Genomic DNA, 22,775 nt, shown 5'->3' on the forward strand with positions numbered 1-22,775 from the left:
AGACCGTATATGCAGTTTAGTGCCTCACAGATAGCCCCACTCATCTCAGGCGTCATCGAAGGTGATGCCTCCGTCCTCGTTTCGAACTTCGGGAAGATCGAGTCGGCTCAGCCAGGAGATCTTGCCTTCTTGGCTAACCCTAAGTACGAATCCTTTGCTTACACGACGAAGGCCTCGATCCTGCTGGTGGCAAACACCTTTGCTCCCAAGCAGCCTGTTGCCTCGACACTCATCCGAGTAGAGGATCCCTACGCTGCCTTAGCTCAGCTGATGCAGCTGGTCGAGCAGCAGAGTGCTCCTCGTCTTCAAGGGATTTCGCCCAAGGCTCATATCGCTGATGATGTAGAGCTGGGTGAAGATGTCTATGTAGCTCCCTTTGCTGTCATTGAGCCCGGAGCTAAGATTGGTCGGGGCTGTCAGGTCCACTCCTTCGCCTATATTGGTCGTGGTGTCACGCTTGGTGAGGGGACGGTGATCTATCCTCAGGTTACCCTCTATCACGGAGTACAGGTAGGTGCGCGCTGTATCATCCATGCAGGTGCTGTACTTGGATCAGATGGCTTCGGTTTTGCTCCCGAATCTGATGGCTATCATAAGATACCGCAGCTGGGTAGCGTCTTAGTAGAGGATGATGTCGAGATCGGTGCCAATACGTGTATCGACCGAGCTGTTATGGATAATACGGTCATCCGTCGTGGGGTCAAGCTGGACAATCTCATCCAGATAGCTCACAACTGTGAGGTCGGTGAGCATACTGTGATGGCTTCGCAGGTTGGCTTGGCTGGCTCCTCGGCAGTGGGGAAGTGGTGTCGCTTTGGAGGTCAGGTCGGTATCGGTGGACACCTCACTATTGGTGATCGCGTAGAGATGGCGGGGCAGACAGGCGTACTTGGCAATGTAGCTTCGGGTACGGCTCTCATGGGCTCTCCTGGGATGCCACTTCGCGAGGCGATGCGTAGCTTCGTCATCCAACCTAAGCTTCCCGATATGTACCGCCGCCTACAGGCACTTGAGAAAGAACTTGCAGAACTCAAACAACAACTATAAGAGCACGAGTATTATGACTAAGCAAAAGACATTAAAAGCTCCCTTCTCTCTCTCTGGGAAGGGCTTACATACAGGCCTTGATATTCAGATCACTTTCCTCCCTGCTCCTGCTGGGACGGGGCGTGTCATCCGTCGTGTTGACCTCGAAGGCACTCCTGAAATCCCTGCACTCTCTGAGTTCGTCAAGGGTACAGAGCGCGGTACTGTCTTGGTCAAGGGTGATGCCTCGGTAAGTACGGTAGAGCATGCTATGGCAGCCCTCTATGCTAAGGGGGTAGATAACTGCTACATCGAAGTCAATGCGCCTGAGTTTCCTATCCTTGATGGGAGCGCTCGTCTCTATGTTGAGGGTATTGATGCCGCTGGTCTTGAAGAGCAGGACCTTCCAGTAGAGCACTACATCGTCAAGCGTCGCCAGGAGGTCGTATCGGCTGATGGTCGCTCACGTATTGTCCTGCTTCCCGATAGTAAGTTCGGTGTCGACGTACATATCTCCTTTGATTCGCCCGTGCTGAGCAACCAGTTTGCTTCACTAGAAGACCTCGCTGACTTCGACAAGGAGATCGCTTCTTGCCGTACGTTCGTCTTCGTCCGTGAAGTAGAGATGCTTCTCGCAAATAATCTGATCAAGGGTGGTGACCTGGACAATGCGCTTGTCATCTATGACGAGCCGATGGCTCAGGAGAACCTCGACAAGATATGTGATCTTATGAAGGTCACACGTCGTACGGATCTCTCCCTTGGGTATATCAATAATGCTCCTATCATCTTCCCCAATGAGCCTGCGCGCCATAAGCTTCTCGATGTGCTTGGTGACCTCGCGCTCATCGGTCGTCCTATCCGTGGTCGTATCTTGGCTTACTGCCCAGGGCATAAGATCAATAATGAGATGGGAGCTAAGATCCGTAAGGATATTAAGCTCAACGAAGCTCAGGCTCCTCTCTACGATCCTAATGCGACACCTATTCTCGATGTCAACCGTATTCGTGAACTCCTCCCACACCGCTATCCCTTCCTGATGGTCGATAAGATCATCGAGATCGGTACGGACTATATCGTCGGTGTCAAGAGTGTTTCGGGCAACGAACCCTTCTTCCAGGGACACTTCCCGACGGAGCCTGTGATGCCTGGTGTTCTCCAAGTGGAGGCGATGGCACAGGTCGGTGGTCTCCTGGTACTTAATACGATTGAAGATCCCGAGAAGTACTCGACTTACTTCATGAAGATCGACAACGTGAAGTTCCGTCAGAAGGTCGTCCCAGGTGATACCCTTGTCTTCAGGCTCCGTCTGCTCGGTGAGATCCGTCGTGGTGTAGCCAACATGCGTGGTCTTGCTTTCGTCGGCGAGAAGCTTGTCTGCGAGGCTGAGTTCATGGCGCAGGTCGCAAAGAATAAGTAAATACATCCACAAGAGCCTGCCACTCCTTACCTCTAAATGAGAGGATAGGGTGTGTGCGGCTCTTGTCTATATACATATATGTCTATGTCACATCCTAACATAAGCCCACTGGCGAGCGTTCATTCTGAAGCTAAGCTGGGTGAAGGTGTTATCGTCCATCCCTTCGCCGTCATCGAAGAGAATACCGAGATCGGGGAAGGTTGTATCATCGAGAGTCATGCCGTCATCAAGAGCGGAGCTCGTCTCGGTAAGCATTGCCATATCCATTCGGGGGCAGTCATCGCTGGTATCCCTCAGGACCTCAAGTTCGTCGGTGAAGACAGTGTCGCTATCATCGGTGATCACACGATGGTGCGCGAGTGCGTGACGGTCAATCGTGGTACAGCTTCTCGCGGTAAGACGGTCGTCGGGAGCTACTGCCTCCTGATGGCTTACTCACATGTCGCTCACGACTGTGTCCTTGGTGACCATGTCATCCTCGGTAATGCTACCCAGCTGGCTGGTGAAGTAGAGGTCGATGACTATGCTATCCTCAGCGGTGGCTCACTCGTCCATCAGTTCGTGCGCATCTCTAAGCACGTTATGATCCAAGGGGGATCTCGCGTGAACAAGGATATCCCACCCTACACGCTCATTGGTCGTGATCCCATCGTCTACTGCGGTATCAATATCGTTGGGCTGCGTCGCCGTGGCTTTACTAATGAGCAGATCTTCCGTATCAACGATATCTACCGTACGCTCTACCAGCGTGGGCTCAACAATAGTGAGGCCTTCCGCGTCATCGAGGAAGAGATCCCCGAGAGCTACGAGCGTAGTCTTATCCTCGACTTTGTCCGTACCTCAGAGCGTGGCATCGTTCGCGGGACGATGGACTAATTGCTGCCACCAAGTCAATAGGATATACTTATAAGCTTTCTCTACTCTCATGCAGAAGATTTATTCGGGCAAGCAGCTGGACATCCTCTATGCTCAGGCTGCTCAGTTGGATAAGCTAAGTGCGCAGGATCATATCGAGCGTGCTGCTGTAGCTTTTGAGCGAGAGCTCCTACGCCACTATTCTCTCGGTGGTCGCTCGATTTATGTCTTTGCTGGTGCAGGTCGCTGTGGCGCCTATGCCTTGAGTATTGCTCAGACACTTTCACGTAGAGGGCATACGGTCTTCGCCTACCTCTTCTATCGTGGAGGGAAGCTCTCGCCCGAATGTGAAGCTGTTCGTGAGCGCCTCCCAAGGGATACCTTCCGCTTGGAAGAGGTATTTACGGACTTCACACCTCCTAAGATCGCCAGCGGAGACCTGATCATTGATGGGCTCTTCGGTGCAGATCTGCAGACACCTCTCTCAGCTGGCTATGTAGGGCTGGTGAAATTCCTCAATGAATCCAGTGCTCCTATCGTGAGTATTGAGATCCCTTCAGGGCTCTTCGCTGAGGATAATTCGGGGAATAAGCTGGATAGCGTCATCTGTGCAGAGCGCACGATCGCTTTTGACAGCCCGAAGCTCGCCTTCTTCTTTAGAGAGAATGAGCCTTATGTAGGAGCTTGGTCGTGCCTTTCGCTGGGGATTAGTCCGCAGGCACAGCATGGGATTGATACGGCTTATTACCACGTGCAGGATGTTGCACTCTCGCTGGCTCTGCAGAAGCGTCCTCGCTTCAGCATCGAGCTTCCACGAGAGAAGGCACTTCTCTTGACTTATGTGAAGGGGCATATTGGGAAGACGCTCCTATCTGCTCGAGCTGCTTTCCGTGCGGGATGTAGCGAGCTTCATGCCTTAGTACCTACAGAGGAAGCACTGTCTCTCTCTCTTACCCTGCCTGAGCTTACAGTCCATACGCCGTCTGACGAGGCGAAACTGCTCACTGGAATCAATGCTTATCGGACGGTCGTCATTGGGGAGGGCTTTGGTACAGATGAAGAAGCGCTCCATCTTTTAGAAAGTCTGCTTACGCCTTCGTATTCGCGACCTTTCCTCTTGGAGGGAGATGGCATTGCACTACTCTCAAGTGATCGTAAGCTACTGAAGAAGCTCCCGAAGAATAGTATCTTGATCGCTTCGCACCTGGAGATGGATGCTATGTTCGGAGACTTCCGCTCCGATCGTGAGCGTCTGGAGCGTGCTCTCGAACTGGCTCGGGAATGCGATATCTATGTCATACTGCGTGGCACTTACTCCGCAGTATGTGCTCCGACGGGAACGGCTTTCTTCGATACAACGGGGAATACCGGTCTCCAAACTCAAGGCGCTTCCAACGTCCTCGCTGGTGTCATCGCAGGGCTTCTGGGACAAGGTTACCAGTCGATCACAGCAGCTGTCCTTGGACTTCACTTGGTCGGGCTGTCGGCAGAGCTTTATGCCGGCCGCTATTCGGAGCGCAGTCTCACGGCGACGAGCTTGATCGACCTCCTGGGAGAAGCTTATCATCAGCTCGAGGCTAAGTAAGCTTTCTCTTCCGAGTCATCGGACTCCGGATCATAACATAAGAAAGGGCGTGATGCTATCTGCATCACGCCCTTCTCTATTTGCGGGTGAATGGTCAGCCTTTAGTCAAGGGGATGGACCATATCTTCGGGACGAACCCACTTGTCGAAGTCTTCTTCGCTGACATAGCCGAGACGAAGGGCTTCTTCCTTGAGGGTAGTACCGTTGCGGTGTGCAGCGTTAGCGATCTCAGCAGCCTTGTAGTAGCCGATGTGGGTATTCAGAGCCGTGACGAGCATCAGGGAGTTATTGAGAAGCTCCTTGATACGTGGGTGGTTGGGCTCGATACCAGATACGCAGTGGATATCGAAGGATACTGCAGCATCACCGAGGAGCTGTGCGCTCTGCAGGAAGTTAGCTGCCATGACAGGCTTGAAGACATTCAGCTCGAAGTGGCCCTGCATACCGCCGACAGCGATAGCAGCATCGTTCCCGATCACCTGAGCGCAGACCATCGTCATCGCTTCGCACTGGGTAGGATTGACCTTACCTGGCATGATAGAAGACCCGGGTTCGTTGGCGGGGATAATGATTTCGCCGATACCGCTACGAGGACCTGAAGCGAGAAGACGAATATCATTGGCGATCTTATTGAGCGAAACGGCGATCTGCTTGAGTGCGCCGTGAGCTTCTACGATAGCATCGTGAGAGGCGAGAGCCTCGAACTTGTTCTGAGCTGTGACGAAGGGCAGGCCGGTGAACTCTGCGATGTGGCGAGCTACTACGACATCATAGCCCTTAGGCGTATTCAGACCCGTACCGACGGCAGTACCACCGAGAGCGAGTTCGGAGAGATGAGGAAGGGTATTCTCCAGTGCGCGGATGCCGAAAGCCAGCTGTGCAGCGTAGCCACTGAACTCCTGTCCGAGGGTCAGAGGCGTTGCGTCCATGAGGTGTGTACGGCCGATCTTCACGACGTCTGCCATTTCCTTGGCCTTCTTGTCGAGGGCTTTCTGGAGCTGGCGAAGGCCTGGGAGGGTCACTTCTACTACCTTCTTGTAGCAAGCGATGTGCATGCCGGTGGGGAAGGTGTCGTTGGATGACTGAGACTTATTGACGTCATCGTTGGGGAGGAGCGTCTTTTCGCCTTCGCCGATCTTCTTACCAGCGAGCTGGTGTGCGCGATTAGCGATGACTTCGTTGACGTTCATATTGCTCTGCGTACCTGAGCCCGTCTGCCAAATCACGAGAGGGAACTGGTCGTCGAGCTTGCCTGCGAGGATCTCATCACAGACAGCTGCTATGAGGTCACGCTTCTCTACGGGCAGCACGCCAAGCTCATGGTTGGCGAAAGCGGCACCCTTCTTGAGGTAAGCGAAGCCACGGATGATGTCAAGTGGCATAGATGCGGGTTGACCGATCTTGAAGTTGTTGCGAGAGCGTTCGGTCTGCGCTCCCCAGAGCTTGTCTGCAGGCACCTGGACTTCACCCAGGGTGTCTTTTTCGATTCTGTAGTCCATACTATGATTGTATCACTAATGATGCGGGGGTGTCTACAGCGTGGCTATAGACTAAGACAAAAATACAAATAGATTTCTGTATTTCCTGCCCGAGAGCCGAATTTGATGGCACCCGCGAAGGCTCCTCTTCGGGCGGGAAGGAATAAGGCTTTGCGTCAGGAGTAAAATGCCTTTCAGCGGGAAGTCATTGGCACTCGCAAGATGGGTCATATAGCCCTCCACAGAAAGTAATATAACTTCCGACCAAAAGTAATATAACATTCGTCGAAAAGTAATATAACATTTGACCGAAAGTAATATAACATTCGGCAGGAAGTAGAGGTACTTCTTCCGAGAAGTTAAGGTACTTCCTTTTAGAAGTAGAAGTACTTCCTCTGAAAAGTAGAGGTATTTCTTCCGAAAAGTAGAGGTATTTTCATTGAAAAGTAGAGGTATTTTCTGGAGCACCTCAAGACGCCCTTGGACAAAGGCTCTTTGTGCCCCGTCCGAATGAGCTTGAACTGCCCCGACAAAATGAAGGTAGCCCCCCAACTCCAAGCGGTGAGTTGGGGGGCTACTTGCGCTGAGTCCCGTCGGGTGCTGCAGCGTTTATTAGCTCTTGAAGGTCTTACTTGTGAAGCCTTCTGCAGGGAATACTCCGTCTAAGACGAAGTACGTCCCGAACTTGAATCGGAAGTTATACTCGCCACGCTTGGAGAAAGACCAGGTGAACTTAGTGGTATCGATGCCGTCCCCCGTGATCCAGGCAGCCGATGAAGTGAGTTCTGTCCCGTATCTCAGGATAAAGAGGTAGTCTGTAGAGGAAGGATCGAACTGAGCTGCCTTGAGAGCCTGCGCCACATCAGCGTAGGAGAAGTCCTTATTGGCATCAAGCACGACGTCGAACGGAGCTTGCCCCTCGAAGATCGCAGGCTTCAGGCTGACCTTACTCTGCTTGATCGAGCGGTCATAGTCTTCTGCGTCCTTCTTGCGTGGCCCCAGAATGGCGTAGGTCCAGATGCAGGCCGCGGGCGTCAGGCTATTATAGCTCAGGTCAAGTGTCTCCAGTGCGGGGTAGCTTTCGCCCTCGACGAAGACGCTCTTGATGCTATTATTGGGCACGCGAAGACTCTCAAGCTGCTTGAGACCTTCGATGCGCAGCGTGGAAAGCTTGCCACGCTGGTCGTGGTCTTGAGCTGTAGCACCGCGCTTCAGCCCGATGATGAGGACGGACTGCAGGGAAGTGTAGGGGCGAAGATCAGCTTCGGCGAGCTCTTCATTCCCGCTGAGGTTGAGCGATTCGATACCAGAGGGGAGCTTGACCGAAGCCAAATTCGTCAGACGGTTGTGCGCCAGGCTGACGGTCTTGACCGAAGTGAAGGCCGAGAGATCGAGCGAAGCGATCTCATTCTCCTCAAGAGTGAGGCGCTTGAGCGAAGGAAGGGCGGAGAGGGTAGGGGCAGTTACCTTCGTGCCTTCGATAGTCAGTGCGCTGAGCTGCGAGCATTCGCTGATCTCAGCCTTAGTGATCCCCTCGGCATGACTGATGTCAAAGAGGCTGAGCTTCGGCAGAGCAGAGAGCTGAACGGAGGTAGCTGACGAGGCTTCTATATGATGAAGCGTCAGATAGCGTAGGTTGGGGAAGTCCTTTGCGGAGAAATTCAGGTTGGCGAACTTCGCATGGCTGGCCTTGAGTAAGTCGAGATTCGTGAGGCCGCTCAAGCTCACACCGCCCTGAAGTGTCGTGTGAAGGGGCTCGATGTAGAGGTCCGTGATGGCGGGAAGGCCTGAAAGCTCGAGCGAAGAAAGCTTCGGCAGGCGGTCAATAGCTTCGCCGGCGGCATCGCGCATTTCTACAGGGAGCTTGAAGGAGCCATTATCATCGTTGGTGGTGGCGAGCTTGGGGAAGTCCTTTATGACGACACGCTCGAGCGACTCGAGAAGCTCATAGCTGAGCTGGCTGAGTGTGGCGGCCTGGCTACCAGCTGTACCCGTGAGGCTGAGATCAGTGAGCTTCGGTAGGTGCTGCAGCTGTACCTTCTCGAGCTTGGGGGCAATGAGGGTGATATGTGTGAGCTCAGGCAGGAGATCCGTCGAGAGGAAGTCGAGGGAAGTGATGGGCGAGAAGCCCTGCGTACCAGTCAGAAGCTGGAGAACGTGGTACTTGCCGTCGGTGCCTTTGATGAAGTTCACCGCCAGATGTGTCTGCGTCCACTTCGTCGGGTCGTTGGAGGCGATGTCGGCTTCGAGGCCATTTCGCGAAAAGAGCTTACGAAGCGTCTCCAGCTCCGAGGGCACGATCTCATCGGTACTACTGGGCAGGGTGAGCTGATAGCTGATAGTTGGCATCACTTGCTCCTGCTTCTTGGTGTCTGGCTCATTGCCGTTCTCCTGCTTACAGGCGGGGAGTCCGAGGCAAAGTGCTAAGGCCAGACTCGTGAGGTAAGTATTGGTTCGTTTCATCCGTAGGATAGATATGTATTGAGGTAAAAGAGACCGCTGCGGAGAGTGCCTCCACAGCGGGGCTACAAAGGTAGATGAAGTCCTCCCTCGGTGTCTATATCCGCAGGAAAATACCGATATGTGGTGACCCTAATGCCTCCAAAAGCCTCCCCTTCCTCCCCTCGAATGAGTAGGAAGTACCTCTACTCTCGGAGCGAAGTCGAGGTACTTCCGAGAGCTTTCTCAGGTACTTTCGTCTGCATTCTTAGGTACTTCTGCCTGCTTCTTCAGCTTCTTCCCACCGAGAGTAATTGGCAAAAGATGGGTGCTCTGCACAAAAAGCGTATCTTTGTGCTATATATCATTAATGGTTATTTAACAGATAAAGGAATCACAACTATGAGCTATAATCTCTTAGCAGGAAAGAAGGGGATCATCTTCGGTGCTCTCAACGAACAGTCCATCGCATGGCGCGTCGCAGAACGTGCTGTAGAAGAAGGTGCAGAAATCATCCTTACCAACACGGCTGTGGCTGTTCGTATGGGTCAGCTGAATGAGCTGGGCCAGAAGCTCAATGCTAAGGTCGTCCCCGCTGACGCTACGAAGGAAGAGGAACTCGAAGTAGTCTTCCAGGAAGCTATGAAGAGCTTCGGCAAGGTTGACTTCGTCCTCCACTCCATCGGTATGAGCCCCAACGTCCGTAAGGGCCGTGCTTACGATGACCTCGACTATAAGATGCTCCAGACGACCTTCGATATCTCGGCTGTATCTTTCCACAAGATGCTGCAGGTAGCTAAGAAGCTCGACGCTATCGCAGAAGGTGGCTCTGTCGTCGCTCTTACTTATATCGCTGCACAGCGTACCTTCGTCGGCTATAACGATATGGCTGATGCCAAGAGCCTCTTAGAGTCTATCGCTCGTAGCTTCGGTTACATCTACGGTCGTGACAAGGGTGTCCGTATCAATACCGTCTCTCAGTCTCCTACGGTCACGACTGCTGGTAGCGGTGTCAAGGGTATGTCTGGCCTGCTCGACTTCGCAGAAGACCTCTCTCCTCTGGGTAACGCCGACGCTAACGACTGCGCAGACTACTGTATCACGCTCTTCAGCGACCTGACGCGCAAGATCACGATGCAGAATCTCTTCAACGATGGTGGCTTCAGCTCTATGGGTATGAGCGCTGCTGCTATCGAAGCCTTCGCTACGGGTCGCGCAAACCGCGAGAAGTAGTCCCCACAAATCGAAGAGGCTTTATACAGCTTTAGGCAATGATACTTCGCACAGAGAACCTCGTCAAGCGCTATCGCTCGCGTACGGTCGTCAACCACGTCTCGATACAAGTCGGACAGGGAGAGATCGTCGGGCTACTTGGCCCTAATGGTGCAGGGAAGACGACGACCTTCTATATGACGGTCGGGCTGGTCGTCCCCAATGAAGGGCGTATCTATCTCGATGACCAGGATATCACGAAGTATCCCGTCTACCGCCGAGCACAAGCAGGTATCGGTTATTTGGCTCAAGAAGCTTCGATCTATCGTAAGCTCAGCGTAGAGGACAATATCCTCTCGGTGCTGGAGCTGACGAATCGAACGAAGCAGGAGCAGCAGGCGCGTCTTGAGGAGCTCATCGCTGAGTTCCGATTAGAAAAGGTACGAACGAACGCTGGTAACCGCCTCTCGGGTGGAGAGCGTCGTCGTGCTGAGATCGCTCGCTGTCTGGCTATTGACCCGAAGTTCATCATGCTTGACGAGCCGTTCGCTGGTGTCGACCCTATCGCTGTGCAGGATATCCAGAGCATCGTAGCTCAGCTTCGCCACAAGAACATCGGCATCCTCATCACTGACCACAACGTCTACGAGACGCTCAGTATCACCGACCGTGCCTATCTCCTCTTCGAGGGGAAGGTGCTCTTCGAAGGGACTGCTGAGGAGTTGGCCGAGAATGAGATCGTGCGTGAGAAGTACTTGGGTAAGGACTTCCAGCTACGACGTCGTACTTTCGATATCGATACGACGAAGGAATAGCCTTCGGCTTCTTCAGAAGTAGAAAACGATTAGCCCCCGATTCCAAGACATTGGATCGGGGGCTAACTGCTTTTATATACCACCCATTTTGAGGGCTTTGATTTCCCTCCCATAGGTCTACTTAGCCGACTTCACTATGGGCTACGAAACGAACCAGTACTGCTCCGCATTGCGACCAGTACTGGTAACTAATATCGACCAGTACTGCTCACGCTTCGGATCAGTACTGGTCGCTTCGCTGACCAGTACTGGTTCGTTTTTCCTCCTCTCTGTGACGCACACAAGTAAGCCCTATATCGCCAGCTTAGATGCTGCTGGTGATATAGGGCTTGCTTTATTAGAGAGGGGGGAGTCTTACCTCTTGAGAAGCTTCTTTCTTAGTGCGACGAGGGCACCCTTAGGTACTTCGTAGCGGTAGACGATCCCGATGAAAATAAGTAGCAGGAGTGTATTGACTGCCATGCGAAGTATGGGGGCATCGGGGAGGGCTTGTGCGATGGCCCATTCAGCAGCGTAGAGTACGCCTGTAAGGAGTGTGTATAGTCCAAGTCGAGGTAGGTCGTAGGCCACGGGGTAGTAGTACTGGCCGAGGGCGTAAGAGAAGAGCATCACGCCACCATTGGCTACTACTGATGCCCATGCGCAGGCCATGAAGCCGTAGCGGGGAGCCAGCAGGACGATGAGTAGTACTGTCAGTGCACAGCCTACGATCGAGAGGATAGCCCCCCAGTGTGTGCGGTCGGTGACCTTGTACCAGAGTGAGAGATTGAAGTACACGCCGAACATTAACTGCCCTGCCATGATCCAAGGCACGACAGAGAGCCCAGGGTAATAGGCTGGTGCGATGAGAAGCTTCAAGATATCCATATAGCTCATCACCGCCAGGAAGATAAAGAGCGTGAAGAGCACATAGTACGTCATCGACGAGGAGTAAGCTCGGCGAGCAGCATCCTCACCCTTCTTCTTCTCGGCGAAGATGAAAGGGTCATAAGCGTAGCGGAAGGCCTGCGTGAAGAGGACCATTACGACAGCCAGCTTGTAGCATGCTCCGTAGATACCCAGCTGTGCATTAGCGTAGTGGGAGTCCTCAAAGAGTAGAGGGAAGAGAATCTTGTCTGCTTGGTTGTTGAAGTTGCCCGCTAAGCCTAAGAGGAGCATTGGCAGGGCATAGCGAAGCATGGAGCGAAGGAGCTTGCTGTCGAAGCGTCCCGTAGCCTTACGCAGGGTGGGGAGGAGCAGGAGAAATTGCAGACCATTGCTCACCAGATTGATCCCGAAGATATACTGCAGTGCGTGCTCTCTGGGATGGAGTTCTCCAAGGATAGGGATGTACTCACTAAGAGCAGGGACGCCGTAGAAGGCGAAGAGCGTCAGGAGGATGGTCGCCCCGACGAAGCTCATACGCACGGTCATAAACCACCAAGGGCGCTGCTCATAGCGGAGGTAGCCCAGCGGAATGGCCATGAAGGCATCGCTAGCGACGATGATGAGGAGATAGCTCAGGAGATCCTTGTGCTCTGCGACGTGGAGCACTGTCGCTAAGGGATCGAGGAAGAGCCAGCCGAGTAGTACGAAGAGCGTGGAGGTTACCCCAAGTGACCATAGGGTCGTCGAATAGACGTCAGCAGGCTGCTCATGCTTGTTCGCAAAGCGGAAGAATGCTGTCTCCATCCCATAGGTGAGGATGATCATCAAGATAGCGGTCCAAGCATAGAGGTTAGTCATCTGTCCGAATTCCTCGGTGATGAGTACGCGGACGTAGACGAAGGTAAGGAGCCAGTTCAGGAAGCGCCCGAACATGCTGCTCAGGCCATAGACTGCTGTATCCTTGATTAGTGAGGTAAGTGTACTACTCATTGTGGTGGTCGTATGCCCTTAGTAATTGTCGTCATCGAAGAAGCTCCCCGCTTGGCGGATGCGGGGCTTCCTCCCCAGATGACTATAAGCTAAGTCCGTGGCTTCACGACCACGGGGCGTGCGCTTGATGAAGCCTTCCTTGATGAGGTAGGGTTCGTAGACTTCCTCCACCGTGCCAGGATCTTCGCCCAATGCGGTAGCGATCGTCGTCAGTCCTACGGGGCCACCAGCGAACTTATCGATGATCACCCCGAGGAGCTTATTGTCTATGTAGTCAAGCCCATAGCGGTCGATGTTCAAGGCTTCGAGGGCATAGCAAGCGATCTCCTTGGTGATACGCCCATCGCCCTTGACTTGGGCGAAGTCACGTACACGGCGGAGTAGCGCATTAGCGATACGTGGCGTCCCACGGCTACGGGAAGCTACCTCGACTGCAGCACTGGGTACGCAGGGCGTCTGCAGGATATCCGCCGAGCGATGGACGATGTCTGCGAGCGTCTCGATGTCGTAGTACTCCAGATGCAGATTGATACCGAAGCGAGCGCGCAGGGGGGCGGTCAAGAGCCCACTACGAGTCGTGGCGCCCACGAGTGTGAAGGGATTGAGGTCGATCTGTATGGAGCGTGCGCTGGGACCTTTATCCAGCATGATGTCGATGCGGTAGTCCTCCATAGCCGAGTAGAGGTATTCCTCCACGATGGGACTCAGGCGGTGGATCTCATCGATGAAGAGCACGTCATTGGGCTCAAGTGAGGTAAGAAGCCCAGCTAAGTCCCCAGGCTTATCCAGCACTGGGCCTGAGGTGATCTTGATACCGACACCGAGTTCGGCCGCGATGATGTGGGATAGGGTAGTCTTTCCGAGGCCTGGAGGGCCGTAGAGGAGGACGTGATCCAGTGCATCGGAGCGCATCTTCGCAGCCTGTACGAAGATCTTGAGGTTCTCTACCGCCTTGTCCTGCCCACGGAAAGTGTCGAAGGAGAGAGGGCGGAGTGCACGATCGATATCTTGCTCTTCTGTGGAGAGCGTAGACTGATCACGTATGTCGAAGCTATCGAGATCCGGCATGAGGCTATGGATGTGATGTGGAGTGAAGTGAGTCGAGGAATGTGAAGAGCGTGCGGTAGACCGTGGCGTAAGCGGTGGAGTCACTCGAGAGAAAAAGGTCGTGGAGGCCGTTGGGGATGCGGTGTGCCTCGACTTGAGGGCCAAGCTTCTTCCCGTAGCGCTGTATATCCTCTACGTCCAGCACGAGGTCAGCCTTACCGAAGGCTTCTTGCCATACGCCCTTAGCGCGGATACTCTTATCTGAGCTCATCAGGAGGATAGGCATCGGGAGTTGTAGACCACGCTGCACGCGCTTATGCCCACGACGAATAGCACGAAGCCAACCGAGGCGGATGGGGTGTCCGTAGTCCTTCTTGAGATGCGTGTCGTAGTCCCATGGCCCGTGGTATCGGGAGAGTAATGACTGAGCATATAGGTCGGGCGACTTAGATACCCCACTGATGACCTTGCTTGGAGCTATACCCGCTGAAGCGGTCAGTAGGGGAAGGACGATCTTCTCCTCAGCCTTCGAGAAGTTGAAGTCAAAGAAAGGACTATTGAGGATGAAGGCACGGATGCTATCTTGATTCTTCGTGTCAGCAAGATAAAGGGAGGTGATGAGCCCACCTGTCGAGTGTGCCATCAGATAGACCTCCTCGGCACCTTCCTCACGGATGATCTTCAGTGCTGCCCCCAGTTCTTCATAGTACTCCCGTAGGTCTCGTACCTCGAAGGCATCTTGATGAGGGAGGATAGAGCGCCCATATTTGCGTAGATCGAGAGCATAGAAGTCAATCCCATGCTGAGCGATACTATCTCCCATAGCGGCCTGGAAGAAGTAATCATTGTATCCGTGTACGTAGAGTAGGGCCCGCTTAGAGGGAGTAGTACGGTCGTGTCGTATGAGTGTAGCGGTGACAGCTCCTGCGTAGTCATCTCGCATCTGTAGTGTGCGCTGGCTGTAGCCTGAGATGCTATCAGCACGCCATTGTGCGGAGAGCTCCAGACCAAGTAGACTGCACGTGATGAGAAGGAGGAGGATATAAAGTCGTCGTTTCATACTATCTGTTTGTATTGACTTGAATGCAAAGATAACTTAAATCACGCCATCCCGTGGCGGTAGGTCCTGTCGGAGTATGGGCTTTGCGCTAAAATAAAGCGAGCTATCCAGCCTCTGCTGGACAGCTCGCTATGGGAGTGATGTGCACTTCTTTAGACCGGTGGTTACGCCTTCTTGTTGATGAAGATGTGACCGAGAAAGCCGAGGACGACGAGTGTAAGCCCCGTGCCGAGGAAGAGGTTGGCATTCTCTACCTGGTCCGTGAAGTAAGTGAAGAGCTGAAGAAGAGCCCCGATGAGCATCACGATGATACCGATATACTGCTTCATAATGTCTCTATGTACTATGGTTATGTGTATGTTCTCTATATGCAAAGTACGCAATAATTCCGTACATAACGAAACGCTTACAGAAGATAGCCCCCGATACCCCATCTCTGTGGAGATATCAGGGGGCTACTCTTGTGAAATTGCGACTCTGTGAAGGGGAGGGCTCAAGCCTCCTCTATTAGATGCTAATTAGCGAGGACGACGCTCACCACGGTCAGGGCGGGGACGACGCTCGGGCTCCTTATAGCCTTCGGGCTTGGGAAGCAGGGCACGACGGCTGAGCTTGAACTTACCCGTCTTCTGGTCGATGTCGATGAGCTTGACTTCGATCTGCTGACCTTCTTCGAGGCCCGTGTCTTCGATCTTTTCGTAGCGCTTCCAGTCGATCTCAGAGATGTGGAGCAGACCGTCCTTACCGGGGAGGAACTCTACGAAGCAGCCGTAAGGCATGACCGAGGAGATCTTACCCTGATAGACTTCGCCTACCTCAGGCATAGCGACGATGCCCTTGATGAGGCCAACAGCCGTGTCGATAGCATCCTTGTTGGATGCGCTGATTTCGACTACGCCGACGCCATCCACTTCTTCGATGCTGATAGAGGCACCGCTCTTCTCCTGCATACCCTGAATGATCTTACCACCAGGGCCGATGACAGCACCGATGAATTCCTTGCCGATACGCAGGGTCACGATGCGAGGAGCATGGGGCTTGAGGTCTTCGCGAGTCTCGGGCTGAGCTTCGAGAATCTTGCCGAGGATGTGCAGACGACCTTCGCGAGCCTGTGCCAGAGCACGCTCGAGGATTTCGTAGCTAAGACCATCGACCTTGATGTCCATCTGAGTAGCGGTGATACCGTCAGCGGTACCCGTTACCTTGAAGTCCATATCACCGAGGTGGTCTTCGTCACCGAGGATGTCGGAGAGGATCGCGTAGTTCGTACCCTTGTTCTCAGAGATCAGACCCATGGCGATACCCGATACGGGCTTAGCGATGGGCACACCAGCGTCACGCAGAGCGAGCGTACCAGCACATACCGTAGCCATAGAAGAAGAGCCGTTAGACTCGAGGATATCGGAGACGACACGGACTACGTAGGGGTACTGAGCGGGGAGCATGCGCTTGAGGGCGCGGTGAGCGAGGTTCCCATGACCGATCTCACGGCGGCCGACACCACGCTGTGGGCGAGCGTCACCGGTAGAGAAGGGAGGGAAGTTATAGTGGAGGAGGAAGCGTTCCTTACCGTAGTTAAGTACGTCGTCGACGAGCTTCTCATCGCTCTTCGTACCCAGCGTGACCGTCGTCAGAGACTGCGTCTCACCACGGGTGAAGACTGCAGAGCCGTGAGGTCCGGGCAGGTAATCCGTTTCGATCCAGATAGGACGGATCTCGGTGGTCTTACGACCGTCAAGGCGCTTGCCTTCGTCGAGGATAGCACGGCGCATAGCTTCCTTCTCGACGTCGTGGTAGTAACGAGCGATGAGGGGAGCCTTCGTCTCGAGCTCCTCTTCAGTGAACTTAGCCTTGTATTCCTCTACGATAGCATCGAAGGCCTCAGCACGAGCGTGCTTGTCGGTGCCCGATACAGCTACGGCATAGGCCTTAGCATAGCAGGATTCGTGTACATCCTTGCGCAGGTCTTCGTCGTTCTCTTCGTGGCAATAGGTGCGCTTGACGAGCTTACCTACAGCTTCGCTGAGCTCGAGCTGAGCCTGGCATTGTACCTTAATGGCTTCGTGGGCTACCTTGATAGCCTCGAGCATTTCAGCTTCCTGGACTTCCTGCATTTCCCCTTCGACCATCATGATGTTATCGAGGGTAGCCCCTACCATGAGCTCGATATCAGCAGACTCAAGCTGCTCGAAGGTGGGGTTGATGATGAATTCGCCATTGACGCGGGCGACGCGGACCTCACTGATAGGACCGTTGAAGGGGATGTCCGATACGGCGAGGGCTGCAGAAGCAGCGAGCCCAGCCAGAGCATCAGGCATATCTACACCATCCGTAGAGAAGAGAATGACATTGACGAAGACTTCGGCATGGTAGTCATCTGGGAAGAGGGGGCGCAGGGCACGGTCTACGAGACGGCAAGTAAGGATTTCATAGTCAGAAGCCTTGCCTTCGCGGCGCGTGAAGCCACCAGGGAAGCGACCGAAAGCGGCATACTTCTCCTTGTACTCGACCTGGAGGGGCATAAAGTCAACCCCAGGATTGGCATCCTTGGCTGCGCATACAGTGGCCAGCAGGACGGTATTCCCCATACGGAGGGTTACGGAACCGTCAGCCTGCTTGGCTAATTTCCCTGTCTCGATGACGATCTCTCTACCATCGGGCAGTGTGATTGTTTTGCTAATTGGCTGTAGCATTATTGTTCTTTAATTGATTGATAACACCTTTAATAGTCGGGACAAAGGTAGTCAAATAAACGGTACCAAGCGCCCCAGCTCTGCGATGTAGCCATACTTTGGAGGGAATTCTTATCTGCTACCTTCCTGCTTACCTTTATTCAGCTCCTCGAGGTCGGGCAATTTTGCCATAACGGAAGGGGATCCAGTATGCCATGGAGGCTCTTTATGAGCTTGATCAAAGAAGACTCATCTGCTGCTCAACTTCGGCTGTCGTATAGGCCTATGATATGAACCCATATTGGTCGCTGCTCTGACCTATATTGGTCTACACTCCGAGCTATATTGGTTCGCGCTCGGACCAATATAGGTTCACTCGTGGACCAATATAGGTTTATACCCCTTACCTCTATTGCTTGGGAGGACTCCCTCCAAGAGTCGGTCATTCATCCCTCCCGTTCATCCCGCTTGGAGGTAATGGTAGTTGCTTCTCTCAAACGAAATCCCCCGCTTAGAGTTCGGCTTCTAAGCGGGGGCTATTCTATGCTAATAGTCGTGGTGAATGAAAGAACTATTCCTCGTCCTTTCCTGCGAACTCCATCAAGTAGGCCTTGATGAACTCGTCGATATCTCCGTCCATGACAGCGGTGACATTTGAGGTCTGGTAGCCTGTGCGGTGGTCCTTCACACGGCGATCATCGAAGACGTAGCTGCGGATCTGGGCACCCCATTCGATTTTCTTCTTACCAGCCTCGACCTCGGCCTGCGCCTTGCGGCGACGCTCAAGCTCCTTGTCATAGAGCTGCGAGCGTAGAAGGCGAAGGGCATTCTCTCGGTTGTCAGTCTGCGATCGGGTCTCAGTATTCTCGATGATGATCTCCTCTTCCTCGCCCGTGTCGGGGTCCTTGTACTTATATCGTAGGCGTACCCCAGTCTCGACCTTGTTGACGTTCTGCCCACCGGCACCACTGGAGCGGAAGGTGTCCCAACTCATATTGGCGGGATTGACCTCTACCTCGATGGTATCGTCTACCAGAGGTACGACGAAGACGGAGGCAAAGCTCGTCATACGCTTCCCCTGCGCATTGTAGGGGGAGATACGTACGAGGCGGTGTACGCCCGTCTCGCTCTTGAGGAAGCCATAAGCCTGATCACCCTCGACCTGCATAGTCATGGTCTTGATGCCAGCTTCATCGCCGTCCTGCCAGTTGGTGATTGTGGTCTTATACCCTTGCTTGTCGCACCAGCGGCTATACATACGGGCAAGCATTGAAGCCCAGTCTTGGCTCTCGGTACCGCCAGCTCCAGCGTTGATCTTGAGTACGGCTCCAAGGTTGTCTTCCTCGGCACGGAGCATATTCTTAAGCTCGACCTCTTCGAAGAGGTAAATGGCACGCCCGTAGGCATCATCAACTTCCTCCTCGGTCGTGATCTCCTCCTTATAATACTCAAGTGCGAGGGCTACCTCCTCGACGAGACGCTCAGCTTCGTCGTAGTAGGCGATCCACTTGCGAAGGTCCTTGACCTTACGCATCTGGGCTTCGGCGCGGGTGCGATCTTCCCAGAAGGAAGGGTCTGCCGTACGAAGCTCTTCTTCTTCTAATTGGATACGTCGGCTATCGACGTCAAAGATACCTCCTCAGCGCAGTCTTGCGCTCCAGCAGGGCATTGAGCTGGTCTGTCGTTATCATAGACTTCTATGTGATTAGTGAATAAATAGTCGGGGGTATGTTAGGCCTCCTTCTCCTCCAGCTCGAGCTGGCGCAGAGTAAGTAGGTCCATCTCTTCGATGAGCTCACCGATACGCTCCGAGGCCTTCATCAGCTCTTCGTGTGAGAGTGTGCCTGTGGAGAGCTTGGCCTCGAGGGATGTCTTCTCCTCATCAAGCTGGGGAATACGCGCTGTGATCTCCTCAAGCTCTCGTCGCTCAGCATAGGTGAGGCGTGCAGGGCGGTTTGCTGTGCGACGTGATTCTGCTGGCTGGGGGGCTGCTTTACGGGGCTGTGAAGCCTCAGCCTTTTGACGCTCTTCCTCCTCACGCTTCATACGATAGAGGGTGTAGCTCCCAGGGAAGTCACGTACGACGCCTGCCCCCTCAAAGGAAAAGAGATGGTTCACGACCTTGTCCATGAAGAAGCGGTCGTGGCTGACAATGAGTACGCAGCCTGCGAAGTCCGCGAGGTACTCCTCGAGTGCTTGTAGGGTGAGGATGTCAAGGTCATTGGTAGGCTCGTCGAGGACGAGGAAGTTCGGGCACGTGACGAGCACGGTGCACAGATAGAGTCTGCGTAGCTCGCCACCGCTGAGCTTCTCAACAGGGGTGTATTGGCGCTCGGGAGGGAAGAGGAAGCGCGTAAGTATCTGGGAGGCGGAGAGGCGCTCTACTTGGGCGCTTCCTGCGGGAAGCTCAAAGTTCTCTGCGATCTCCTGCACGATGTCGATGACGCGCTTCTCGGGCGAGAAGGTCGGAGGCTCTTGGCTGTAGTAGCCGAAGCGTATAGTCTCTCCGATGTCGAAGTGCCCTGAGTCAGGCTCGATCTCGCCGAGGAGCATACGGAGGAAGGTGGTCTTACCGACACCGTTCTCGCCGATGATACCGACCTTGTCATAGCGACTGAAGACGTAGTTGAAGTCCTGCAGGAGTACCTTGTCGCCAAAGCGCTTATTGACGTGGTGTGCCTCGAAGATCTTCTTCCCGATGCGGGTCGATGAGGCGCCGAGCTGTACTTCGTCCGTGCGCTGAGCAGGGCGGGTCTTAGCCTCTAACTCATGGAAGGCATCGATGCGGTACTGTGCCTTCGTCCCGCGAGCTTGGGGCTGACGGCGCATCCACTCGAGCTCTCGTCTGTAGAGGTTGAGTGCGCGCTGACGAGACTGCTCCTCCTGCTCGTGACGCTCTTCGCGCTTGGTGAGGTAGTAGTCGTAGTTCCCCTTATAGCGGTAGAGACGCCCACCATCGAGCTCGATGATCTGGTTGCAGACGCGGTCGAGGAAGTAGCGGTCGTGGGTGATGAGTAAGAAACCCATCGTGGAGCGGGCGAGGTAGCTCTCGAGCCACTCGATGCTCTTGAGGTCAAGATGGTTCGTCGGCTCATCGAGGAAGAGGAGGTCGGGCTGGCTGATGAGCGTACTCCCGAGGGCGATGCGCTTAGCCTCTCCACCCGAGAGGCCCTTGACGGAGCGCTGGTAGTCGTGGATGCCGAGTGCACCCAGGATCTCCTTAGCACGCTGCTCATAGTGCCATGCTCCCTTGGCCTCCATCTCGGGGAGGAGGCGCTCCATCGTCTGGCTATCTCCCGACTCTACGGCTATCTCCCAAGCGAGGGTGAGCTGTGCTACGGGATCGTAAGGGCTGAAGCACGCTTCGAGTATAGTCCCCGTCTCGGGGAGATCGGGGAGCTGTGGTAGGAAGGCTTGCTTGATGTCACGCTCGTAGGTGATGGTCCCCGAGTCTTGTGGCTCTCTGCCGAGCAGGATACGCATGAGGGTGGACTTACCCGTACCATTGGGTGCGATAAGCCCGACCTTCTGCCCACGCTCAATGGAGAAGGAGATATCAGAGAAGAGGACGCGATCCCCGAAGCTCTTGGTGAGTTGCTCGACCTGAAGCATACTTAGTCTAAGGATTCAGGGGCCATGGGGACACCCTTCCAGTGCTCCTTGACTTCGGGTAGACGGCCAGCGCCTACATAGCGTGAGGTGTAGTAGGCGTTGTTGTTGAGGTTCTCGATGACGATACCACGGCTACAGCTGCTGTGCATCATCTTGATGTTGCCATCCTCATTGCTGATGACCATAGCCACATGACCTACACGGTTGGCACTGCGGTTACGCCCCTTGAAGAAGAGAAGGTCACCGGGCTGAGGATCCTTGATATTATTCGCATAGACGGCGAGACCACTCGAGGAGCGAGGGATCTTGATGCCTTCGAGAGAATAGATGTAGCTGACGAAGCCTGAGCAGTCGAGGGGCCACTTAGCGACGCCTGAGGTGCGATAGCGTAGACCTAAGAGCTGCTGCCCGTGGTCTACGACGGACTTGATGAGAGCGGGGGTGGAGGAGGCTATCTCCATCTTATCGTAGGAGAAGCCACTGCCGCCACTGCGACGGCGATAGTGTGAGCCATAGCTGCGACTCCTTCCTGCAGCGTATCGTCTGCTGGAGCGCTTATGTCTTGATTTTCTGGGGGCGGGAGCTGGTGCGGGGGCTTGTAGCTCAGTGGTGAGCTCTAAGAGTGAAGCCTCCGTGTGCTGGGTGTGTGTCTCTGTGGTCAGAGCTCCGTCGCGGGTGGAGCTGAGGTCGGTGGCTCCTGCGGGTAGGGCAAGGAGGGTAGTGAGGGCTGCTACTACGAGTGTAGTGCATGACTTCTTGAATCGAATCATCCTGTCTTAACTTAGGTGAGGCAGGCTATCTCCCCCGTGTGGGAAGGACCTTAAACACCCGAGGTGGAGGGAGTCAGTACTTTACTTTGACTCCCTCCACTTCGGATGGGCTGTAGGCAAAAGATGTCTACAAGCAGAGAACGCTTTCGTTAGCAAAGATAGTATAATCTGCTGAAATAGACTTTGTTCGCTGCTTGAGGTGCGTGGAGAAGTGCCCTATCGGCGCTTGCTGATGATGATGGAGAAGTAGGGGAACTCCCGCTGGAGAATCTCATCCGTAGAGGAGGTGATGTACTCCTTCGGCATGCCTACGAACTCGAAGTAATGCCACTTGCGATCGGAGTGCTGGGCGACGGCTGACTTGATCTCCGCTTCGCAGAGCGAACCCTTCATTACGACGATGGTATGACGGCTCTGCCAAGCGCGGTCCCACTCCTCACGAGTAGCTTCGCCTGGGATGACAGTACACTGCTCCTCGAGCTGCACGAGCTGACCACCGAGCCGGCCATTGCAGGCGATGAAGGCGGGGACACCGCAGATCTGCTCTGTGGTGAAGCCCTCTTGCTCGATATGCTCCCCGATATAGGCGGAGGAGGAGTAGAAGCCACAGTCACCCTCAGCGACGATGGCGATACGGGCATTGGGCTCGGCCTTCTGCTTCTCGCAGGCCTCTCGAGCGACGATCTCATAGGCCTCAAGGGCACCATCGCGGTCCTTGCTCATCGGGAGGTCGTAGAGTTGGATCTGCTCCTCGCGTATGCCTAGTGAGAGCATCATCTCGGCGGCCTTCGAGGCATGGCGTCCCTTGCGAGAGACAGGGACGGGCGTGTAGATATAGTCGGCCTCGCGTAGGGTGCGAAGGGCCTTGAGGGTGATGAGCTCTGGATCTCCAGGGCCCAGCGATACGAAGTGAATCATAGTTGGGGT

17 protein-coding genes are annotated in these 22,775 nt (G+C 54.3%); 6 read left to right on the top strand and 11 right to left on the bottom strand.

The annotated features are described in order from the left end of the window. Positions 1–9 precede the first annotated feature (9 nt). The 4 genes from lpxD to KO088_RS01085 all read left to right on the top strand — a co-directional run bounded on the left by lpxD (position 10) and on the right by KO088_RS01085 (position 4,886). Positions 10–1,047 (top strand): UDP-3-O-(3-hydroxymyristoyl)glucosamine N-acyltransferase, encoded by a 1,038-nt coding sequence (gene lpxD, locus KO088_RS01070; RefSeq protein WP_215492967.1) that lies wholly within the window; start codon positions 10–12, stop codon positions 1,045–1,047. A 13-nt stretch (positions 1,048–1,060) separates the two neighbouring features. Continuing rightward, positions 1,061–2,446 carry a bifunctional UDP-3-O-[3-hydroxymyristoyl] N-acetylglucosamine deacetylase/3-hydroxyacyl-ACP dehydratase gene (locus KO088_RS01075; RefSeq protein ID WP_215492968.1) on the top strand — a complete coding sequence of 462 codons (1,386 nt, stop codon included), beginning with the start codon at positions 1,061–1,063 and terminating at the stop codon, positions 2,444–2,446. 84 nt (positions 2,447–2,530) lie between these two features. Beyond that, positions 2,531–3,322 carry an acyl-ACP--UDP-N-acetylglucosamine O-acyltransferase gene (lpxA, locus tag KO088_RS01080; protein ID WP_215492969.1) on the top strand — a complete coding sequence of 264 codons (792 nt, stop codon included), beginning with the start codon at positions 2,531–2,533 and terminating at the stop codon, positions 3,320–3,322. Positions 3,323–3,371: 49 nt separating this feature from the next. Further along, on the top strand, positions 3,372–4,886 hold the full coding sequence (locus tag KO088_RS01085) for an NAD(P)H-hydrate epimerase (RefSeq protein ID WP_215492971.1): 1,515 nt from the start codon (positions 3,372–3,374) through the stop codon (positions 4,884–4,886). Positions 4,887–4,987: 101 nt separating this feature from the next. On the opposite strand, the gene fumC is transcribed toward KO088_RS01085, so the two are convergent. Further along, on the bottom strand, positions 4,988–6,385 hold the full coding sequence (fumC, locus tag KO088_RS01090; RefSeq protein ID WP_009433143.1) for a class II fumarate hydratase: 1,398 nt from the start codon (positions 6,383–6,385) through the stop codon (positions 4,988–4,990). 591 nt (positions 6,386–6,976) lie between these two features. Beyond that, entirely contained in the window at positions 6,977–8,827 is a 1,851-nt protein-coding gene (locus tag KO088_RS01095) for a leucine-rich repeat domain-containing protein (protein WP_215492973.1), read from the bottom strand. A 378-nt stretch (positions 8,828–9,205) separates the two neighbouring features. Between KO088_RS01095 and KO088_RS01100 the strand changes: the two genes are divergently transcribed. After that, positions 9,206–10,036, top strand: a complete 831-nt coding sequence (locus tag KO088_RS01100; RefSeq protein ID WP_215492974.1) for an enoyl-ACP reductase FabI — start codon at positions 9,206–9,208, stop codon at positions 10,034–10,036. A 38-nt stretch (positions 10,037–10,074) separates the two neighbouring features. Beyond that, complete coding sequence (lptB, locus tag KO088_RS01105) at positions 10,075–10,830, top strand: LPS export ABC transporter ATP-binding protein (RefSeq protein WP_009433088.1); 756 nt, start codon at positions 10,075–10,077, stop codon at positions 10,828–10,830. 354 nt (positions 10,831–11,184) lie between these two features. Here lptB and KO088_RS01110 read toward each other — a convergent pair whose 3' ends face one another. From KO088_RS01110 to KO088_RS01150, 9 genes are all read right to left on the bottom strand, one after another. After that, a complete protein-coding gene (locus tag KO088_RS01110) occupies positions 11,185–12,687 on the bottom strand; it encodes an oligosaccharide flippase family protein (RefSeq protein WP_215492975.1) in 1,503 nt (500 codons plus the stop codon). Between the two features lie 18 nt (positions 12,688–12,705). Beyond that, on the bottom strand, positions 12,706–13,755 hold the full coding sequence (gene ruvB, locus KO088_RS01115) for a Holliday junction branch migration DNA helicase RuvB (protein ID WP_060936187.1): 1,050 nt from the start codon (positions 13,753–13,755) through the stop codon (positions 12,706–12,708). 4 nt (positions 13,756–13,759) lie between these two features. Continuing rightward, positions 13,760–14,794 carry an alpha/beta hydrolase gene (locus tag KO088_RS01120; RefSeq protein WP_188807293.1) on the bottom strand — a complete coding sequence of 345 codons (1,035 nt, stop codon included), beginning with the start codon at positions 14,792–14,794 and terminating at the stop codon, positions 13,760–13,762. A 164-nt stretch (positions 14,795–14,958) separates the two neighbouring features. After that, entirely contained in the window at positions 14,959–15,123 is a 165-nt protein-coding gene (locus tag KO088_RS01125; RefSeq protein ID WP_009751898.1) for a hypothetical protein, read from the bottom strand. Positions 15,124–15,312: 189 nt separating this feature from the next. Continuing rightward, positions 15,313–17,487 (bottom strand): polyribonucleotide nucleotidyltransferase, encoded by a 2,175-nt coding sequence (locus KO088_RS01130; protein WP_215492976.1) that lies wholly within the window; start codon positions 17,485–17,487, stop codon positions 15,313–15,315. 550 nt (positions 17,488–18,037) lie between these two features. Beyond that, a protein-coding gene (prfB, locus tag KO088_RS01135; protein WP_215492977.1) for a peptide chain release factor 2 occupies positions 18,038–19,157 on the bottom strand; the annotation gives its coding sequence in 2 pieces (ribosomal slippage) (positions 18,038–19,093 and positions 19,095–19,157; 1,119 coding nt in all). 40 nt (positions 19,158–19,197) lie between these two features. Beyond that, the gene (locus tag KO088_RS01140) at positions 19,198–21,078 is read right to left on the bottom strand and encodes an ABC-F family ATP-binding cassette domain-containing protein (RefSeq protein ID WP_215492978.1); all 1,881 of its coding nucleotides are present in this window, start codon (positions 21,076–21,078) and stop codon (positions 19,198–19,200) included. A gap of 2 nt (positions 21,079–21,080) precedes the next feature. Beyond that, positions 21,081–21,848: a C40 family peptidase gene (locus tag KO088_RS01145; RefSeq protein ID WP_215492980.1), complete on the bottom strand. Its 768-nt coding sequence runs from the start codon at positions 21,846–21,848 to the stop codon at positions 21,081–21,083. A gap of 216 nt (positions 21,849–22,064) precedes the next feature. Then, a complete protein-coding gene (locus KO088_RS01150; protein ID WP_060936182.1) occupies positions 22,065–22,766 on the bottom strand; it encodes a precorrin-2 C(20)-methyltransferase in 702 nt (233 codons plus the stop codon). Positions 22,767–22,775 lie beyond the last annotated feature (9 nt).

Source organism: Porphyromonas bobii (genome assembly GCF_943169685.1).
GTDB lineage: Bacteria > Bacteroidota > Bacteroidia > Bacteroidales > Porphyromonadaceae > Porphyromonas > Porphyromonas pasteri.

What these genes read in the sequence shown, in the direction of transcription:
- lpxD (WP_215492967.1), top strand. Translation starts at nt 10, where the DNA reads ATGCAGTTTAGTGCCTCACAGATAGCCCCACTCATCTCAGGCGTCATC.
- KO088_RS01075 (WP_215492968.1), top strand. Translation starts at nt 1,061, where the DNA reads ATGACTAAGCAAAAGACATTAAAAGCTCCCTTCTCTCTCTCTGGGAAG.
- lpxA (WP_215492969.1), top strand. Translation starts at nt 2,531, where the DNA reads ATGTCACATCCTAACATAAGCCCACTGGCGAGCGTTCATTCTGAAGCT.
- KO088_RS01085 (WP_215492971.1), top strand. Translation starts at nt 3,372, where the DNA reads ATGCAGAAGATTTATTCGGGCAAGCAGCTGGACATCCTCTATGCTCAG.
- fumC (WP_009433143.1), bottom strand. Translation starts at nt 6,385, where the DNA reads ATGGACTACAGAATCGAAAAAGACACCCTGGGTGAAGTCCAGGTGCCT.
- KO088_RS01095 (WP_215492973.1), bottom strand. Translation starts at nt 8,827, where the DNA reads ATGAAACGAACCAATACTTACCTCACGAGTCTGGCCTTAGCACTTTGC.
- KO088_RS01100 (WP_215492974.1), top strand. Translation starts at nt 9,206, where the DNA reads ATGAGCTATAATCTCTTAGCAGGAAAGAAGGGGATCATCTTCGGTGCT.
- lptB (WP_009433088.1), top strand. Translation starts at nt 10,075, where the DNA reads ATGATACTTCGCACAGAGAACCTCGTCAAGCGCTATCGCTCGCGTACG.
- KO088_RS01110 (WP_215492975.1), bottom strand. Translation starts at nt 12,687, where the DNA reads ATGAGTAGTACACTTACCTCACTAATCAAGGATACAGCAGTCTATGGC.
- ruvB (WP_060936187.1), bottom strand. Translation starts at nt 13,755, where the DNA reads ATGCCGGATCTCGATAGCTTCGACATACGTGATCAGTCTACGCTCTCC.
- KO088_RS01120 (WP_188807293.1), bottom strand. Translation starts at nt 14,794, where the DNA reads ATGAAACGACGACTTTATATCCTCCTCCTTCTCATCACGTGCAGTCTA.
- KO088_RS01125 (WP_009751898.1), bottom strand. Translation starts at nt 15,123, where the DNA reads ATGAAGCAGTATATCGGTATCATCGTGATGCTCATCGGGGCTCTTCTT.
- KO088_RS01130 (WP_215492976.1), bottom strand. Translation starts at nt 17,487, where the DNA reads ATGCTACAGCCAATTAGCAAAACAATCACACTGCCCGATGGTAGAGAG.
- KO088_RS01140 (WP_215492978.1), bottom strand. Translation starts at nt 21,078, where the DNA reads ATGCTTCAGGTCGAGCAACTCACCAAGAGCTTCGGGGATCGCGTCCTC.
- KO088_RS01145 (WP_215492980.1), bottom strand. Translation starts at nt 21,848, where the DNA reads ATGATTCGATTCAAGAAGTCATGCACTACACTCGTAGTAGCAGCCCTC.
- KO088_RS01150 (WP_060936182.1), bottom strand. Translation starts at nt 22,766, where the DNA reads ATGATTCACTTCGTATCGCTGGGCCCTGGAGATCCAGAGCTCATCACC.